Genomic DNA, 15079 nt, shown 5'->3' with positions numbered 1-15079 from the left:
GTCAAGTCGTGAAGCACGGACAGACATCAGGCGATGTCGCCCGTGCGTCAGTATCCTGACCGGCGAGCCTTTCGATACCAGAAAACTCCGAATGCGTTCCATATTTTGACGACCGATAGGTCTGCGTCCAGCCAGACGCCCTTATGCTTGCTCGTCGGCAAGGTGTTTGAAGAGATTAGTCGTGGTCCACATGCACGAAATGGTAGCCCGGGAAAGAAGATGGACTGGGCAGTTGCGGAGACGCCCGACTCTATTTTGTCCTTGCTTGCCAACAAGCCACGGCGGAGCGACGGACGGAAACTCGCTAAGCCCAACTTCGCGGATTAACACAAGAGTGCATCCGGCGACCGCAACTACCGCATTGATGGGACGTTCACATCGCGGATTGAAGCCCCATAGCCCTCGGCCGACGCTGACCTCGCTCAAGCGGCTTGCGGCAATAGCGTCCTCTCCACATGCACGCAGCCCCCGACCCAAGAAAGATTCGATGGACATGCGACGGTCAACAAGTAGCGTGCTTTAGCACGAGGCTTTCCGTCGCGAGTCCTCAACCGCACGCACCAATCTCCCCACAAGCGGTACAGAAATCACACCCGTCCTTGCGAATCACCGCATTTGCGCCGCACGTCGCGCATTTACGTCCGTGCATCTGCGCGAGTCCATGCGGATCGGCGGGCGCTACAGCCACGTCGTCGGGCGCGTCCTGTTCGTCTTCGGGCTGCAAGGTGCGTAAAGGCGCCGCCGCTTCGCTGCGCTTGCGCGCGAGCACGCGCGAAGGAACCTGATTGCCTTCTGCATCCAAAAAACCGCGTCGATACAGAATCTGCTGGATCGCGTAAGCCAGCGCCGCGACTTCGGAGTCGTGCCAACGCGGACTGCGATGACCGTCGAGCCGCTCGACATCGCCGAGGCGCACTTGTCCCCGGTCCCACGACACCTTGCGCATGTCCTGCAACGTGCGCGCCGCGAAGCCGCCACGCGCGGCAAGCGAAAGCGAACGCATCGTCGCCGTGATCCACTGCTGCGATTCGTCGCTCTGTCCTGTCGGTATAAAGAATTCAATCGGACGCTCGATGGTCACGTCCTCGCCCGCGATGCGCCCGGTCACTTCGATGAACGACACCGCGAGATACAGCGACTTCTTGCCCGCCTGCGTCAGATATTCGACCTTTTCGATGATGGCAGGCAATTCGCCGCGCGGCCGATGGTCGATCGCGATGCGCAGCGGATCGAGGTCGAGTTCGGGATCGGGCGAATCGCTCGGCGTCTCCTGCGGCGTCACCGAAAGCACCGCGCCGAGCGTATCGTTCGGCCGGTAAGTGGCAAGACCCTTGAGGCCGCGCCGCCATGCTTCGAAGTAAAGGTCCTGGAACTTGTCGAACGGATAGTCGGCCGGCACGTTCACCGTCTTCGAAATGGACGTGTCCACGAAAGGCTGCACCGCCGCCATCATTTCGAGGTGATCGTGTGCGGACATGTCGAGCGCGCTCACGAAGTAATCGGGCAGCGCGTTCACGTCGCCGCCCATCTCGCGATAAAGCCGGTACGCGTGGTCTTCCACTGCGAAGCTCTGTCGCGAGCCGTCCGCCATGCGCTTGGTGCGTTGATACGTCCACGAGAACGCGGGCTCGATGCCGTTCGACGCGTTGTCCGCGAACGCGAGGCTCACCGTGCCCGTCGGCGCGATGGAAAGCAGATGGCTATTGCGGATGCCGTGAGCGCGAATTGCGCTCGTGATGTCATCGGGCAGGCGCGATGCGAACGTGCCCTCTTCCAGATATCGCCGCGCGTCGAAGAGCGGAAAAGCGCCGCGCTCGCGCGCCAGTTGGACGGACGCGCGATACGCCTCGTCGCGCATGGTGCGCCCGATGCGCGCCGCGAAGTCGCGTCCTTCCTGCGAGTCGTATCGCAAGCCGAGCATGACGAGCGTATCGCCGAGCCCCGTGAAGCCCACGCCGATGCGCCGCTTCGCCTGAGCTTCGCGCGCCTGTTCCGGCAGCGGCCAGAGGGTTACGTCGAGCACGTCGTCGAGAAAGCGGACTTGCGTGCGCGTCGTCCGCGCGAGGCCGTCCCAATCGAAGCGCGGCGCGCCGCCACGCATCTGCGCGAACGGCTCGGACACGAAGCGCGTGAGATTGAGCGGCCCGAGATTGCAGCAGCCATACGCCGGAAGCGGCTGCTCGCCGCACGGATTGGTCGCGCGAATGGCTTCGAGCGAGCGCAGGTTGTTGTCATCGTTCATGCGCGAAATAAAGACGACGCCCGGCTCCGCAACATCGTAAGTAGAACGCATGATCGTGTCCCAGACCTCGCGGGCCCGCACTTCGCGATACACCCACAAGCCATCTTCACGCTGCCGGATATCGGCCGATGCCCGTTGCGCCGGCGACGGCTCCGCCTTGTGCACGAGTTGCCAGATGGCGTCATCGGCGACGGCCTGCATGAATTCGTCCGTGACCGCCACCGACACATTGAAGTTGTTCCAGCGCCCTTTCGTGTGCTTGGCCGCGATGAATTCGAGCAGGTCCGGATGCGTGCAGTCGAGAATGCCCATCTGCGCGCCGCGACGCGAGCCGGCGCTTTCCACGGTGCGGCACGAGGCATCGAATACGTCCATGTAGCTGCACGGCCCTGACGCCGCCGATCCTGTCGAATGCACGCGCGCGCCGCGCGGGCGGATTGCCGAAAAGTTATACCCCACGCCGCCGCCTCGCCGCATGGTCTCGGCAGCCTGCAACAGCGCGACGTAGATGCCGGGCAAACCGTTGTCATCGACACCTTGTATCGCATCGCCGACCGGCTGCACGAAGCAGTTGATGAGCGTGGCATCGATGCCCGCGCCCGCCGCGCTCATGATGCGGCCCGCGCCCAGTGCGCCGCGCTTGAAGTTGTCGACGAACTCGGCTTCGATCTTCGCGCGCTCTTCGGGCGGTTCCGCGAGCGCGACGCCGCGTGCCACGCGTCGATAGATATCGTCGACGCGCGTCTCGTCGCCTTTGGCGTACTTTTCGAGCATGACGTCGATGGAAAACTGCTGCGGAGCGAGAGCGGTGCTGGGGTTGTCTTCGGCCATGTCCTGATCCTGTGATGTGCGCTGATGCTCGACACGTTGCACGTGCCTCGCGCGTTACGCAATGCAGCGCGGTCGATGCAAGCACGATGCCTGACGATAGCGCGATTCGGCCCGGCTCGCCAAGGAGCCGCTACACTTGCCGGACCCGTTCGATGACTACAACGACACAACCTTCGCATGAATTCGTCGCACCCGCCGCTTTTCGGCATCGCCGGGCGCTCCGGCCAAGGCAAGACCACACTGATCGAAGCCCTGCTGCCGTGGTTTCGCGCGCAAGGGCTCACGGTCAACGTCATCAAGCACAGTCATCATTCCATCGAGCTGGAGCCGCCGGGCAAGGACAGTGCGCGCTTTCGTCGCGCGGGCGCGAGTGAAGTGCTGATCGCGTCGCCGTATCGCTATGCCATCTTGCACGAACTCAGCGATGAACCCGAGCCGCCGCTCGCGGCCCTTGCCGCGCGCCTTTCGCACGCCGACTTCGTGATCGTGGAAGGTTTCGCGCGCGAAGCCATGCCACGGCTTGAAGTCGTGCGGCCGTCGACGGGCAAGGACCCGCTCTATCTGACCGATGTGGAGATGCTCGCCATCGCAACGGACGACGCCGCCGCCATCGAATCGGCATTGCCGGTGCTCGCCCTCGATGACATCGAGCGTATCGGCGCGTTCGTTTGCGCGACGCTCGGCATTGCGCTGCCTCGCTAAGCGAGCCGTTCGATCAACTCGCGATGCTGCGGATAACGCGCCGCGAGTTCATCGCTACGGGCAAGCTCGAACTCGCTGAATTCGAAACCCGGCGCGACCGTGCACCCGAAGAGCGACGCGCCCGACGCGATGCTGCATTCGGCGGCGAACCAGTCGCCCGCTGCGACGACAGCCTGAAACACCGTGTCGGCATGCTGCGTCATGTCGCCGAGCCGGTGCGTGGTGAGCGCGCCGTGCGCATCGAGCACATGCACGAGGAGCGGATCGCCCGCATGAAAGTGCCAGACTTCGTCGGAGCGAATGCGATGCCACGCCGAATGCGCGCCTTCGCATAGCAGATAGTAGATTGCCGTCGATGCCGAACGCGTTCCGCTCGCGCCGTCGCGGGTCACGCGCTGCTCTGCGCGATACGTCTCGCGAAAGTAGCCGCCTTCGGGATGCGGCTGCAGGCCGAGGCGCGTGATGAGGGCTTTGGCATCGAGCGGTGCGGGCATGGCGGTATCCTTTTGCAAGCGTGGTCACGGTTCGCGTATTCTGCATGCTCATGCAACATGAGGCGCACGAAGCCATGACTCTTTCTTCGACCTTGCTGCAAGCCATCGCGCCGACAGGCGTGCTGCGCGCATCCCTCAATCTGGGCAATCCCATTCTTGCGCACCGCGATGCCGAAGGCGAGCCCGGCGGCGTATCGGTCGATCTCGCGCGGGAACTGGCGTCGCAGCTCGGCGTGGACGTCGCGTTCGCGGCTTTCGACACCGCAGCGAAGTCGGTGGAGACCGTCACGAACGAAGCGGCCGATATCGGCTTCTTCGCGATCGATCCCTCGCGCGGCGCGGGCATCGCCTTCACTGCGCCTTACGTGTTGATCGAAGGCTTCTATCTCGTGCGCAACGACTCGCCCCTCGCGCGCAACGACGAAGTGGACCGCCCAGACAATCGCATCGTGGTCGGCAAGGGCAGCGCGTATGACCTCTTTCTCACGCGCGAGATCAGGCATGCGCAGATCGTTCGCGCGGCGTCGTCGCAAGCGGTCGTCGAGACCTTTCTGCGCGACGGGCTGGAGGTCGCAGCGGGCGTCAAGCAGCAACTCGAAGCCGATGCCGCGCGCACGCCCGGCTTGCGTCTGTTGAACGAACGCTTCATGGTGATTCAGCAGGCGATGGGGCTGCCGAAATCGCGCGGCGAAGCAGCCGCCGACATGCTGCGCGAATTCGTCGAAGACGTGAAGCGTTCCGGTTTCGTCGGCGAAGCACTGGCGCGGCACGGGATCAAGGGCGCATCCGTGGCGCCGGCCGCGAGCGTGTGACATGGGCGACATGAGCGACGTAAGCGTGTCCGTCACCGACTGGATCGACGAATCGTTCGAAGACGAAGTCGCGGGCGGGCTCGCCGCGTTCAATGCGGCGCAGCTGGGACCGAGCGGTCATCGCGATCTCGCCGTGTCGCTCTACGTGGACGACGCGTTCGTCGGCGGACTCGCGGGCTTCACCGCGTGGAACTGGCTCTTCGTCAAATGGCTTTGGATACGCGAGGACGCGCGCGGCCGCGGCCTCGCCACGCGCGCCCTCGAAGCGGCGGAAGCGGAAGCGAAAAAGCGCGGCTGCGGCGCCGCGTGGCTGGATACGCTCAATCCGCAGGCGCGCGATCTCTACGCGCGCTGCGGCTATCAGACATTCGGCGAGCTGCCGGGCTTTCACGGCGAACGGTCGCGCTACTTCATGCAAAAGCGCTTCTAATGCTCACGCGTTCGCATTGAGCCGTTGCGCGATGCGCTGCGTGATTTCACGCCGCGCCGCCAGCGACGCAGCCTCGTGCTGCCGCACTATGTCGACAACATCGGCGCTCGCGCGGTCGGGATCGCCTGCATCGAAAGGCGGTGCGGGCGCGTATTCCATCGCGAGCTGGATTGCCTGCGCGCCCTGCTCGCCGATGAGTTCCGCCGCGAGCGTCAACGCGAAATCGATGCCCGCCGTAATGCCCCCGCCCGTGAGCACGTTGCCGTCGCGCACGACGCGCTCGCGCACCGGAGTCGCGCCGAGTTCGGCGAGCAGCGCGTGATACGCCCAATGCGTCGTCGCGCGCTTGCCGCGCAGCAACCCGGCCGCGCCGAGCACGAGCGCCCCCGTGCAGACGGACGTCACATAGCGCGCGCCCGACGCTTGCCGGCGCAAGAACGCGAGCGTCTCGTCGTCCTCCATCAGCGCGCCGACGCCCCCGCCGCCGGGCACGCACAGCACGTCGAGCGCGGGGCAGTCGTCGAATGTCGTGTCCGGCGTGAGCACCATGCCCGCCGTCGATCGCACCGGCTCGCGCGTCTTCCAGATCAGGTGAACCTCGGCGCCGGGCATGTGCGCGAAGACGTCGTAGGGGCCGGTCATGTCGAGTTGCTGCACGCCCGGAGACAGCAACAGGCCGATGTGCAAGGTCATCGCTTTCTCCTTGGTCGATGTGAGTGGACGAACCCATGCTACCCGGCTACGCTATGGCGAAATCGACAGCCAGCCCACGTTTTACGCCATCATGAGCCCTTCCGATCCGACGCCGCGCGACGTCGACGTTCTCGCCTTTCCCGACGTGCAACTGCTCGATGTCGCCGGGCCGCTCCAAGTGTTCGCGTCGGCGAACGAGCTGGCCGTGGCGGCGGGCATGCCGCGGCCGTATCGCGCGCGGGTGGTCATGCCCGGCGCGGCGGCGACGGCTTCGGCGGGCCTCGGCCTCGTCGGGCACCCGCTGCCGGCGGCTGACGCGCCGTGCGACACGCTAATCGTCGCGGGCGGCTGGGGCGTGCATGGCGCGGTGCGCGACGCCGCGCTCGTCGACTGGCTGCGCGAACGCGCGAGGCATGCGCGGCGCACGGCGTCCGTATGCACCGGCGCGTTTCTGCTCGCGGCGGCGGGCCTTCTCAACGAGCGCCGCGCCGTCACGCACTGGACCCGCTGCGACGAGCTTGCCGCGCGCTTTCCGGCCGTGCGCGTGGAATCCGATCCCATCTTCATTCGCGACGGCGCCGTCTGGACATCGGCCGGCGTGACGGCGGGCATCGATCTGGCGCTGGCGCTCGTCGAGGACGATCTCGGGCGCGCGCTCGCGCTCGACGTGGCGCGTCATCTCGTCGTGTTTCTGAAGCGTCCCGGCGGGCAGGCGCAGTTCAGCGCCGCGCTCTCGTTGCAGAAAGCGGGCGACCGCTTCGGCGAGCTGCACGCGTGGATCGCCGAGAATCTGGCGGCGGATCTCTCGGTCGCGACGCTCGCCGCGCGCGTCGGCATGAGCGAGCGCAGCTTCGTGCGCCATTACCGCGCGCAAACCGGCATGACGCCTGCGCGCTCCATCGAACGGATGCGGCTGGAAGCCGCGCGGCGTCTTCTGGGCGATACCGCGCTGCCCGTCAAGCGCGTGGCGGCACGCTGCGGCTTCGGCACCGAGGAAACCATGCGGCGGGGCTTTCTGCGCTCGCTCGGCGTGTCGCCGCAGGCCTACCGCGAACGTTTTGCAGGAAGCGGCGCGTCCGCTGGCTGAAACGCTCTCGCACGATTTTTTTCCCTGAAGCTCAAGCCTGTATTCTGGCTGCCGTTAGCCCGGTAAGAGCGAATGCTCGAAAAAGAGCGGACCGCCGGCTCGGCGGTCAACGAAAACCGAATGGCCTGGAGCGCCGATGACTGTGTTTTCCGCGTACAACGCGCCCGTTTCGACGCCCGGCGCGCCCGGAACCGACGTGTCCGATGCCGACCCGATCGAGGCCTTGCTGCGCGACGCCGCCGCGACGGGCTGCGGGCAGGCGTGGGCGTGGTATCGCGCGGGTGAGCAATTGCATCTCGCGCAGCGCGGCGATGCCCCGCTCGTCTGGCCGCGCAGCATCCCCGAGGAGCGTCTGGAGGGCTTGTGCGCCGCGCATGGCTGGCACCGCTGGCCGACAGGCCGTGGCGAAGGCGTGCTCGGCTGGCTGCTCGCGCCGCTCGCGCAACGCGACGACGCGCATCTCGCCGAGCTTGCGCGGCGTCTGGGCGAGCGCGTGCAGTCCGACGCCCTCGCTCGCGCGCAGCTCACGCAGCGCGTGCTGTACGAAATCGCCTATCTGGCGAGTTCGGTGCCGGACCGCGCCGGGTTTCTGCGCTGCGTGCACGAGCGCCTCGGCACGCTGATCGACGCGGAAAATTTCTATCTCGCGCTGTACGACCGCAAGACCGGCAAGATCACGTACCCGTATTACGTGGACGTGATCGACAAGGACGTCGTCGAAGCCGACAACTTCGATATTCTCGACCCCGATCACCTCTCGATGACAGGCCGCGTGCTGACGAGCGGCAAGCCGCTTTTCGTGACCACGGCGGACATCACGGCGGCAGAGCGCGAGGGCCGCTTCTACTGCCTCGGCGACCGCCCCGAGTTCTGGATGGGCGCGCCGCTGAAGAATGCATCCGACGAAGTGTTCGGCATGCTCGCGATGCAGGTCTACGACGTGTCGCGCATCTACACGGCGGAGGACCGCGCGCTCTTTCTCGTGGTGGCGCGGCATGTCGCGATGGCGCTCGACCGCATCCTGCATCGCGCGGATCTCGAAGAAAAGGTCGCGCGCCGCACGTCCGAACTGTCGCAATTGAACGCCGCGCTGCGCCACGGCATTGCGGAGCGCGAGCGCTCCGAGCATCTGCAGGCGGCGCTGTATCAGATCGCGGAACTGTCGAGCCGGCCGGGCGACACGATGGAGTTCTTTCGCAGTCTGCACGGCATCGTCGGCGAGCTGCTCTATGCGCGCAACTTCTATATCGCGCTGTACGAAAAGGAAACCGACGAGGTGTCGTTCCCGTATTACGTGGACGAGATCGTGCACGAGCGCCCCGATCCGCGACGCGGCCGGCGCGGGTTGACGGAATACGTGATCCGCGAGCGCCGCCCGCGGCTGATCGACCATCAGGAAGCGGTGCGGCTCATCAGCGAGGGCGCGTTCGAGGCGGACAGCGATTCGGTGCGGCTGCGTTCGTGGCTCGGCATTCCCCTTTTCGACGGCGATGACGTGCGCGGCGTGCTGGCCGTGCAAAGCTATTCGCCGCTCGTCCGTTACTCGCTGCGCGATCAGGAACTGCTGACGTTCGTGTCGCGCCATATCGACACGGCCCTCTCGCGCCGTCGCGACGCGGAAGCGTTGCACGCAGCCAATCTCGAACTCGAAGCGCGCGTGCAGGCGCGCACGCGCGAACTCGACGAAGTGAATGCGCGCCTCGTTCACGAGAATTCGCATGACGCGCTCACGGGCTTGCCTAACCGAAGCTATCTGATGCAGCGGCTGCAAGGCGCATGGAATAACTATCGGACGCGCGGCCACGATCTTTCGGTGATGTTCATCGACCTGGACCGCTTCAAGGTGGTGAACGACAGCCTCGGTCATCATTTCGGCGACATGCTGCTCGTGCAGGCCGCCGCGCGCCTCGGCGCCTGCGTGCGCGCCTCGGATTTGCTCGCGCGTCTCGGCGGCGACGAGTTCGCCATTCTTTCGCCGAACGCGGTCATTCAGGATGCCGTCGCTATCGCGAAGCGCATCCTCGCGGCCTTCGATCTGCCGTTTCATATCGAAGAGCACGTGGTGTTTTCATCGTGCAGTATCGGCATCGTCAGCGCGGACAGTCAGTTTCATACCGAGCCGGCCGATCTGTTGCGCGACGCCGATACCGCGATGTATCGCGTGAAAAACGCGGGACGCGACAGCTTCGTCGTGTTCAACCAAGAATTGCGCCGGCAAGTGTCCGATCAGGTCGAGCGCGAAGGCGCGTTGCGCAATGCAATGAAACGCGACGATGAATTGCTGCCCTACTTCCAGCCGATCGTCGATGTGAAGAGCGGTGAAGTGGTGGCGCTCGAAGCGCTGATTCGCTGGCGGCAGTCGGATGGGCGCATCGTGGGGCCGGGGGAATTCCTGCCTGCGGTGGAAGGGCTGCGGCTCATCGGCCGACTCGATCTCTACATGCTCGAACGCGTCGCGGCCATTCTCTCGAACGAGCGTTTCATGCACTGGCCGCCCGTCCACGTGAATTGTTCGAGCTACAGCATGACGCGTCCCGAATTCGCCGACGACGTGCTCGCGCTATTGCGGCGCTATCGCGTGTCGCCGTCGCGCGTGTGCCTCGAACTGACCGAAGGCGCGCTCGTCGCCGAACCGGATCTCGCGCGGCGCACCATGCAGCGGCTGGCGGATAACGGCATGTCCGTCGTGCTCGACGATTTCGGCTCGGGGTTTTCGTCGCTCAGTTACGTGCACCAGTATCAATTCAGCGGCCTGAAGATCGACAAGTCCTTCATCCTCGAACTGACGCGCAGCCCGCGCAGCCGCGCTATCGTGCGGGCGATCGTGCGCATGGCCGAATCACTCGACCTCACGCTCGTCGCCGAAGGCGTCGAAGATGCGGCGACGCTTGCGGTCCTGCGCGACATGGGCGCCGCGCAGGCGCAGGGCTATTTCTTCGACAAGCCATTGCCGCTCGAAGCCTTGACGCGCGAATCGCTTGCGCCCCGCTCGACGACGCACTCACTGCTCTGACCGCGAACGGCGATCAGGGCATGCCGCCGAGCGACGGCGAAATAATGCTGCCCGGCTCGCCTTCTGCCGGGCCGCCCGTCGTCGTCGCGGCGCGCGTGGAGACAGGCGCGTGGTTGCGAGTGCAGGCGTCGAGCGTTTCGCTTCCCAGGCATTGCTGGAACGCATCTGCCCTGTCTTTGCCATCGAACGTATAGATGGTCTCTTCGACTTTGATCTCGGTATCGGAGAGTCGCTCCGCGGAAATAGTCATGCGCGTGTCCTCCTTCTGACTTTGTTATGGGTTGCGTAGCATCTTGCGCGCCCGGAAGAACCATGCACGGGTATGCGCGTTGCTGCCCTTTCGACGTTGCAGATCAAACTGGAAAGGAGGCGCTATGTCACAACATCCCGCGCAGTCGCAGAATCAGCGGCATCTGGATGAGCCGGGGCCGGACGCGATCGTGCGTGCGCTCAAGGGCGCGGAATATCCGATGCACAAAGAGAAGCTGCTGGCGCTGGCTAAAAGCAACGGCGCGGACGGTGAAGTGCTGGCCGTGCTCAGAAAACTCGCCGATCGCAATTACGACAGTGACTCCGCCGTGCTGCGCGAAGCAGCGCGCGCCGAATGAATCATCGTACGAGGCAATCCAATGGCTGAAACCCCAAAAGCACCCGATACACACGACAAATCGCACGCGCCCGGCGGCAACGAGCTGAACAATATCAGGCCGGAGGATGTAGATAGGGTTATCCCGCGTCCTGGCGAAATGATGGAGCGCGACGAAGCGACGGACCCTGACAAGATCAGTACGAACCCTGACGATTCCGGAAGCCGACCCCGGCCGCTATGACGCTATAGATAAATTAAATGAATGCCGAGGCAATTTCCAATGATGGAGGCGGTGAAGTCGCGCTAGGATCAAAGAGCGTCGATTTGAGCGCCGCCCTGCACGCGCTCAGGAAAACAACCGCGCAGCGGCACGGCATCCGTCGGCCGCTCAATGCACAAGGAGGCTCTATGAAGTGGGAAACCCCTAGCTTCACCGATATGCGCTTTGGCTTTGAAATCACGATGTACATTGCCACGCGTTGATCGGCAATTCCGCATGAAAGCAAAGCGGCCGCGATGAGCGGCCGCTTTGCTTTTGCGCTTTTACTTCGTGAATCAGTTCCCGCGAGGCGGCACGTCCTGTCCCGGCGATGCCGCGACGTCGCTGACCTGTCCACCTCGTCCCGCCGGCTCCGGACGATTGCCCGAGCCGAGCGGCACTTCCGCTGTCTGATGCGGCTGCTGGTCCAGACGACGATTCTCCGGTTCGACTTCCCCCGCGTTCGGCTGACGCACGCCCTGATGCGGATCGCCGCCCGTCGCCGCGCCCGGCCCCGGAAGATTGCCGAACGAACCGCCGCCGGTGGCGCCGCTGCCTGCATCGCCGAGCGGCTTGTCGGTGCTGCCCGGTCCTTCGATACGATCGTTGTTGCTCATCGCTGGCCTCCTTTGCTCAGGTGCCAGAGGATCAGCAACGGGCATTCCCACAGCATTGCGGACGAAGGTTCGGCAATTGCTTCCATCTTCCGAAAAGTCTCGGAGAACGCATGCCCATGATTCCGTTCGAGCCTGCTCGCGTGCGCGCCGCCACGGCGTTGTCACCTAGCGCCCCCGCGTAACGTTCCGATGGCGACGACCCCACAGCCCGGCGTAGAGCCCGATCAGACACCGGATACGCTCGACGCCTGTCATCGCTGCGCGCTCTACAAAGACGCAACGCAAGCCGTTCCGGGCGCCGGTCCGCGCCACGCGCCGCTGATGATCGTCGGCGAACAACCGGGCGATCAGGAAGATTTGCAAGGCAAGCCCTTCGTCGGGCCGGCGGGCGCCATGCTGGACCGCGCGCTCGAAGAAGCCGGCGTCGCGCGCAAGGAAGTCTATGTGACGAATGCCGTCAAGCACTTCAAATGGGAACCGCGCGGCAAGCGCCGCATGCACAAGACGCCAGCGCAGCGCGAGATCGACGCGTGCCACTACTGGATGGACCGCGAGACGGCCAGCATCGACCCGAAGGTGATCGTCGCGCTGGGCGCGACCGCGCTCAAGTCGGTGATGCGCGATTCGAAGGCCAAACTGCAAGCGTCGATGGGGCACCCTATCGAGCACGAGGGGCGCCTGATCGTTGCCACGTATCACCCGTCGTATGTATTGCGCGCGCCCGATCCCGAGACGCGCCATGCCGCTTATCAGGCTATCGTCGATGCGCTGCGGGAAGCGCATCGGCTGATGAAACATAAACGTTGATGGAGGAACCGTCATGCCGACGGCAAGCAAGACCAAGAAGACCGGAACTAGCGGGGGCAAGACGAGTTCAGGCAAGCGCAGCAACACGCGGCAGCGCCATACGCTCGCGAGCGATCACAAGAAATCCGGAAGCAATTCGACGCACCGCTGGTCGCACCATGTAATGGAAACGAGCGACGCGATGGATATTCAGCGCGATATCTTCAAGAACGGCAACGCCGAAGAGATCGCGCAGTCGCTCAAACGCTCGTCGACTGAAAGCACGCGGCGCAAGGGCACGCCGTTTCAGTCGGCCATGTCGATGCTCAATTTCTATATCAATCGCGCGGGGCGTAATCTGCCGAAGACGCGGCGCAATACGTTGGAGCAAGCAAAGAGGCACTTGCGTGAAGCATTTGGACGCAAGCCCTGAGGGCGAACGCACGGCTGGGCACGCTGCTGCGGAATAGTCTTTGCTTCTCGCCAAGGCACATCAACCAAGGAGACAGTCATGGCGCAAGAACCTCCTCTCAGTCCAGGCGATGAAGCCGAACCGGGCGCACCCGGCACCGGCGAGGACATCTGTCCCGACTGCAACGGCACAGGCAAGCAAGACGGCGCGGATTGTCCCACGTGCGACGGCACCGGAAAGATCGTGCAAGGCATCGGCGGAGGCTGATGCATGGCGTTTCCTGACGCGCGCAAGTACCGCTGCGTCGCGCTCGCCGCGATGCTGACCGTCTCGTGCAGCATCGCGCTGGCGGATGACTACCCGACCGACTTCGGGCCTGATCCCGCGCTTCCCGCGCCGCGCCGTGCGTTGTTGCCGACGGTGAACATCGCGCCCGCCAAGCAGTGGGCGCAAGGCCAGAAGCCCCTATCGCCGGCGGGCTTCGATGTAACCGCCTTCGCGTCCGGGCTCGATCATCCGCGCTGGATCATCGCGCTGCCCAACGGCGACGTGCTCGTTGCAGAGAGCAACGCCCCCGCCCAGCACGACGAGAACTCGGGCATCAAGGGCGTCGTCATGAAGAAGGTGATGAAGCGCGCGGGCGCAGGCATGCCGAGTCCCGATCGCATCGTGTTGTTGCGCGATGCCGACGGCGACGGCGTCGCGGAGACGCGGACCGTATTCATCGACCATTTGCATTCGCCCTTCGGCATGGCGCTGGTCGGAGATGATCTTTATGTTGCCGATACCGATGCCGTGCTGCGCTTCAAGTATCGGACCGGCGAAACGGCCATCGAATCGACGGGCGAGAAGTTCATCGATCTGCCCGCAGGGTCGATCAACCATCACTGGACCAAGAACATCATCGCGAGTCCGGATGGCAAGCGGCTCTACGTGACGGTCGGCTCGAACAGCAATGCCGCGGAGAACGGCATCGAGGCGGAAAACGGGCGCGCGGCCATCATGGAAGTGGATATCGCAAGTAGACAGACCCGTCTCTATGCAACCGGGCTTCGCAATCCGAACGGAATGTCGTGGCAGCCGCAAACCGGCGCGCTGTGGACAGCGGTGAATGAGCGCGACGAACTCGGCAACGAGCTCGTCCCCGACTACATGACTGCGGTGAAGGACGGTGCGTTCTATGGCTGGCCTTATAGCTATTACGGCCAGCATGTCGATGATCGCGTCAAGCCGCAACGCGCGGATCTCGTCGAGTCGGCTACCGTGCCCGACTACGCGCTCGGCGCGCATACGGCCTCACTCGGTCTCGCTTTCTACGACGCAAAAGCGTTCCCGCAGCATTACTGGAACGGCGCGTTCATCGGTCAGCATGGGTCGTGGAATCGCAAGCCGAGAAGCGGCTATAAGGTGATCTTCGTGCCGTTTGAGGATGGCAAGCCTTCGGGTCCGCCCGAAGATATCCTGACCGGATTCCTTTCAACGGACGGGCACGCGCTGGGGCGTCCCGTCGGCGTCGCCGTGGACCACGCAGGCGGCTTGCTGGTCGCCGACGATGTCGGCAATACGGTATGGCGGGTCGCGCCCGCATCGAAATAACATGGCCGCCCGCAAACCCGCATCGAAGGCAAGCACTGCGCCGAAGACGAGTCTCTTCGCGCTTGCTGAACGGCAGATCGTCGGTTTATACGATGCAGGCGTGCTCTCGCCTGCGGTGTTGCAACATGTGATCGCAGCGTATGCCGGCAGCGGCATCGACTGGAACGAAACAGGCACGCTGGATACCGTCGATGATCGCACCGTGCAGGAAGCGGTCGTGCTCATCATGATGCCGGGTCGCGCGCTGAAGTCCGCGCAGAAGGACTTCGTCTCGGTCATGGAGCATCTCGCAGGGGCCGGGCAAGCGACCGCCGCAGCCGCGCAAGACGACTCGCAAGACGACTCGCAAGCAGACGAAGAAGCCACCGACGACGAAGGCCTGCTCGATCAACTCGGCGGCAAGCGCACGAATGCGCGCGGCGCGAAGCCCGCGGCCGACGACGAAGCGCCGACGGAGAAGCGCCGGTCGTTCAATCCTCTCGTCGGCGCACGCCCCATGCCGAAGCATAAGTAACG

17 protein-coding genes are annotated in these 15079 nt (G+C 64.5%); 12 read left to right on the top strand and 5 right to left on the bottom strand.

Going from position 1 to position 15079, the window contains the following annotated elements; translation table 11 throughout:
- Positions 1-547 precede the first annotated feature (547 nt).
- Entirely contained in the window at positions 548-3073 is a 2526-nt protein-coding gene (locus LDZ26_RS15410; protein ID WP_244850021.1) for an adenosylcobalamin-dependent ribonucleoside-diphosphate reductase, read from the bottom strand.
- Positions 3074-3250: 177 nt separating this feature from the next.
- Here LDZ26_RS15410 and mobB point away from each other — a divergent pair, with 177 nt between their 5' ends.
- Positions 3251-3775 (top strand): molybdopterin-guanine dinucleotide biosynthesis protein B, encoded by a 525-nt coding sequence (gene mobB, locus LDZ26_RS15405; protein ID WP_244850020.1) that lies wholly within the window; start codon positions 3251-3253, stop codon positions 3773-3775.
- Here the strand turns inward: mobB and LDZ26_RS15400 are convergent.
- Positions 3772-4269, bottom strand: coding sequence for a cupin domain-containing protein (locus tag LDZ26_RS15400; protein WP_244850019.1), 498 nt, complete (start codon positions 4267-4269; stop codon positions 3772-3774). The genes mobB and LDZ26_RS15400 overlap by 4 nt on opposite strands.
- A 74-nt stretch (positions 4270-4343) precedes the next feature.
- Between LDZ26_RS15400 and LDZ26_RS15395 the strand changes: the two genes are divergently transcribed.
- Both LDZ26_RS15395 and LDZ26_RS15390 read left to right on the top strand, forming a co-directional pair.
- A complete protein-coding gene (locus LDZ26_RS15395; protein WP_244850018.1) occupies positions 4344-5081 on the top strand; it encodes an ABC transporter substrate-binding protein in 738 nt (245 codons plus the stop codon).
- Positions 5082-5091: 10 nt separating this feature from the next.
- The gene (locus LDZ26_RS15390) at positions 5092-5511 is read left to right on the top strand and encodes an N-acetyltransferase (protein ID WP_244850017.1); all 420 of its coding nucleotides are present in this window, start codon (positions 5092-5094) and stop codon (positions 5509-5511) included.
- A gap of 3 nt (positions 5512-5514) precedes the next feature.
- Here LDZ26_RS15390 and LDZ26_RS15385 read toward each other — a convergent pair whose 3' ends face one another.
- Positions 5515-6204, bottom strand: coding sequence for a DJ-1/PfpI family protein (locus LDZ26_RS15385; RefSeq protein ID WP_244850016.1), 690 nt, complete (start codon positions 6202-6204; stop codon positions 5515-5517).
- 91 nt (positions 6205-6295) lie between these two features.
- On the opposite strand from LDZ26_RS15385, the gene LDZ26_RS15380 reads away from it, so the two are divergent.
- Positions 6296-7291 carry a GlxA family transcriptional regulator gene (locus LDZ26_RS15380; RefSeq protein WP_244850015.1) on the top strand — a complete coding sequence of 332 codons (996 nt, stop codon included), beginning with the start codon at positions 6296-6298 and terminating at the stop codon, positions 7289-7291.
- 136 nt (positions 7292-7427) lie between these two features.
- Positions 7428-10304 (top strand): EAL domain-containing protein, encoded by a 2877-nt coding sequence (locus tag LDZ26_RS15375; protein ID WP_244850014.1) that lies wholly within the window; start codon positions 7428-7430, stop codon positions 10302-10304.
- A gap of 13 nt (positions 10305-10317) precedes the next feature.
- On the opposite strand, the gene LDZ26_RS15370 is transcribed toward LDZ26_RS15375, so the two are convergent.
- Positions 10318-10554 carry a hypothetical protein gene (locus LDZ26_RS15370; RefSeq protein ID WP_244850013.1) on the bottom strand — a complete coding sequence of 79 codons (237 nt, stop codon included), beginning with the start codon at positions 10552-10554 and terminating at the stop codon, positions 10318-10320.
- A 124-nt stretch (positions 10555-10678) separates the two neighbouring features.
- Here LDZ26_RS15370 and LDZ26_RS15365 point away from each other — a divergent pair, with 124 nt between their 5' ends.
- Both LDZ26_RS15365 and pqqA read left to right on the top strand, forming a co-directional pair.
- On the top strand, positions 10679-10912 hold the full coding sequence (locus LDZ26_RS15365; RefSeq protein ID WP_244850012.1) for a DUF2795 domain-containing protein: 234 nt from the start codon (positions 10679-10681) through the stop codon (positions 10910-10912).
- 389 nt (positions 10913-11301) lie between these two features.
- Positions 11302-11376 carry a pyrroloquinoline quinone precursor peptide PqqA gene (pqqA, locus tag LDZ26_RS25595; protein ID WP_008353049.1) on the top strand — a complete coding sequence of 25 codons (75 nt, stop codon included), beginning with the start codon at positions 11302-11304 and terminating at the stop codon, positions 11374-11376.
- A 72-nt stretch (positions 11377-11448) separates the two neighbouring features.
- Here the strand turns inward: pqqA and LDZ26_RS15355 are convergent, their stop codons facing one another.
- On the bottom strand, positions 11449-11769 hold the full coding sequence (locus LDZ26_RS15355) for a hypothetical protein (RefSeq protein WP_175941294.1): 321 nt from the start codon (positions 11767-11769) through the stop codon (positions 11449-11451).
- Positions 11770-11958: 189 nt separating this feature from the next.
- On the opposite strand from LDZ26_RS15355, the gene LDZ26_RS15350 reads away from it, so the two are divergent.
- The 5 genes from LDZ26_RS15350 to LDZ26_RS15330 all read left to right on the top strand — a co-directional run bounded on the left by LDZ26_RS15350 (position 11959) and on the right by LDZ26_RS15330 (position 15077).
- Positions 11959-12576: a UdgX family uracil-DNA binding protein gene (locus LDZ26_RS15350; protein ID WP_244850010.1), complete on the top strand. Its 618-nt coding sequence runs from the start codon at positions 11959-11961 to the stop codon at positions 12574-12576.
- Between the two features lie 13 nt (positions 12577-12589).
- Positions 12590-12988, top strand: a complete 399-nt coding sequence (locus LDZ26_RS15345; protein ID WP_244850009.1) for a DUF3175 domain-containing protein — start codon at positions 12590-12592, stop codon at positions 12986-12988.
- A gap of 78 nt (positions 12989-13066) precedes the next feature.
- Positions 13067-13234 carry a hypothetical protein gene (locus tag LDZ26_RS15340; protein ID WP_244850008.1) on the top strand — a complete coding sequence of 56 codons (168 nt, stop codon included), beginning with the start codon at positions 13067-13069 and terminating at the stop codon, positions 13232-13234.
- A 51-nt stretch (positions 13235-13285) separates the two neighbouring features.
- A complete protein-coding gene (locus tag LDZ26_RS15335) occupies positions 13286-14563 on the top strand; it encodes a sorbosone dehydrogenase family protein (RefSeq protein WP_244850238.1) in 1278 nt (425 codons plus the stop codon).
- Between the two features lies 1 nt (position 14564).
- A complete protein-coding gene (locus tag LDZ26_RS15330) occupies positions 14565-15077 on the top strand; it encodes a hypothetical protein (RefSeq protein WP_244850007.1) in 513 nt (170 codons plus the stop codon).
- Positions 15078-15079 lie beyond the last annotated feature (2 nt).

The organism is Caballeronia sp. SL2Y3, from assembly GCF_022879575.1.
Lineage (GTDB): Bacteria > Pseudomonadota > Gammaproteobacteria > Burkholderiales > Burkholderiaceae > Caballeronia.
This window is presented reverse-complemented; position numbering and strand designations above follow the sequence as displayed.

Coding starts and splice junctions, on each gene's coding strand:
- LDZ26_RS15410 (WP_244850021.1), bottom strand. CDS start 3,073: ATGGCCGAAGACAACCCCAGCACCGCTCTCGCTCCGCAGCAGTTTTCC.
- LDZ26_RS15370 (WP_244850013.1), bottom strand. CDS start 10,554: ATGACTATTTCCGCGGAGCGACTCTCCGATACCGAGATCAAAGTCGAA.
- LDZ26_RS15340 (WP_244850008.1), top strand. CDS start 13,067: ATGGCGCAAGAACCTCCTCTCAGTCCAGGCGATGAAGCCGAACCGGGC.
- LDZ26_RS15335 (WP_244850238.1), top strand. CDS start 13,286: ATGCTGACCGTCTCGTGCAGCATCGCGCTGGCGGATGACTACCCGACC.
- LDZ26_RS15345 (WP_244850009.1), top strand. CDS start 12,590: ATGCCGACGGCAAGCAAGACCAAGAAGACCGGAACTAGCGGGGGCAAG.
- LDZ26_RS15365 (WP_244850012.1), top strand. CDS start 10,679: ATGTCACAACATCCCGCGCAGTCGCAGAATCAGCGGCATCTGGATGAG.
- mobB (WP_244850020.1), top strand. CDS start 3,251: ATGAATTCGTCGCACCCGCCGCTTTTCGGCATCGCCGGGCGCTCCGGC.
- LDZ26_RS15350 (WP_244850010.1), top strand. CDS start 11,959: ATGGCGACGACCCCACAGCCCGGCGTAGAGCCCGATCAGACACCGGAT.
- LDZ26_RS15390 (WP_244850017.1), top strand. CDS start 5,092: ATGAGCGACGTAAGCGTGTCCGTCACCGACTGGATCGACGAATCGTTC.
- LDZ26_RS15375 (WP_244850014.1), top strand. CDS start 7,428: ATGACTGTGTTTTCCGCGTACAACGCGCCCGTTTCGACGCCCGGCGCG.
- LDZ26_RS15400 (WP_244850019.1), bottom strand. CDS start 4,269: ATGCCCGCACCGCTCGATGCCAAAGCCCTCATCACGCGCCTCGGCCTG.
- LDZ26_RS15385 (WP_244850016.1), bottom strand. CDS start 6,204: ATGACCTTGCACATCGGCCTGTTGCTGTCTCCGGGCGTGCAGCAACTC.
- LDZ26_RS15355 (WP_175941294.1), bottom strand. CDS start 11,769: ATGAGCAACAACGATCGTATCGAAGGACCGGGCAGCACCGACAAGCCG.
- LDZ26_RS15330 (WP_244850007.1), top strand. CDS start 14,565: ATGGCCGCCCGCAAACCCGCATCGAAGGCAAGCACTGCGCCGAAGACG.
- LDZ26_RS15395 (WP_244850018.1), top strand. CDS start 4,344: ATGACTCTTTCTTCGACCTTGCTGCAAGCCATCGCGCCGACAGGCGTG.
- LDZ26_RS15380 (WP_244850015.1), top strand. CDS start 6,296: ATGAGCCCTTCCGATCCGACGCCGCGCGACGTCGACGTTCTCGCCTTT.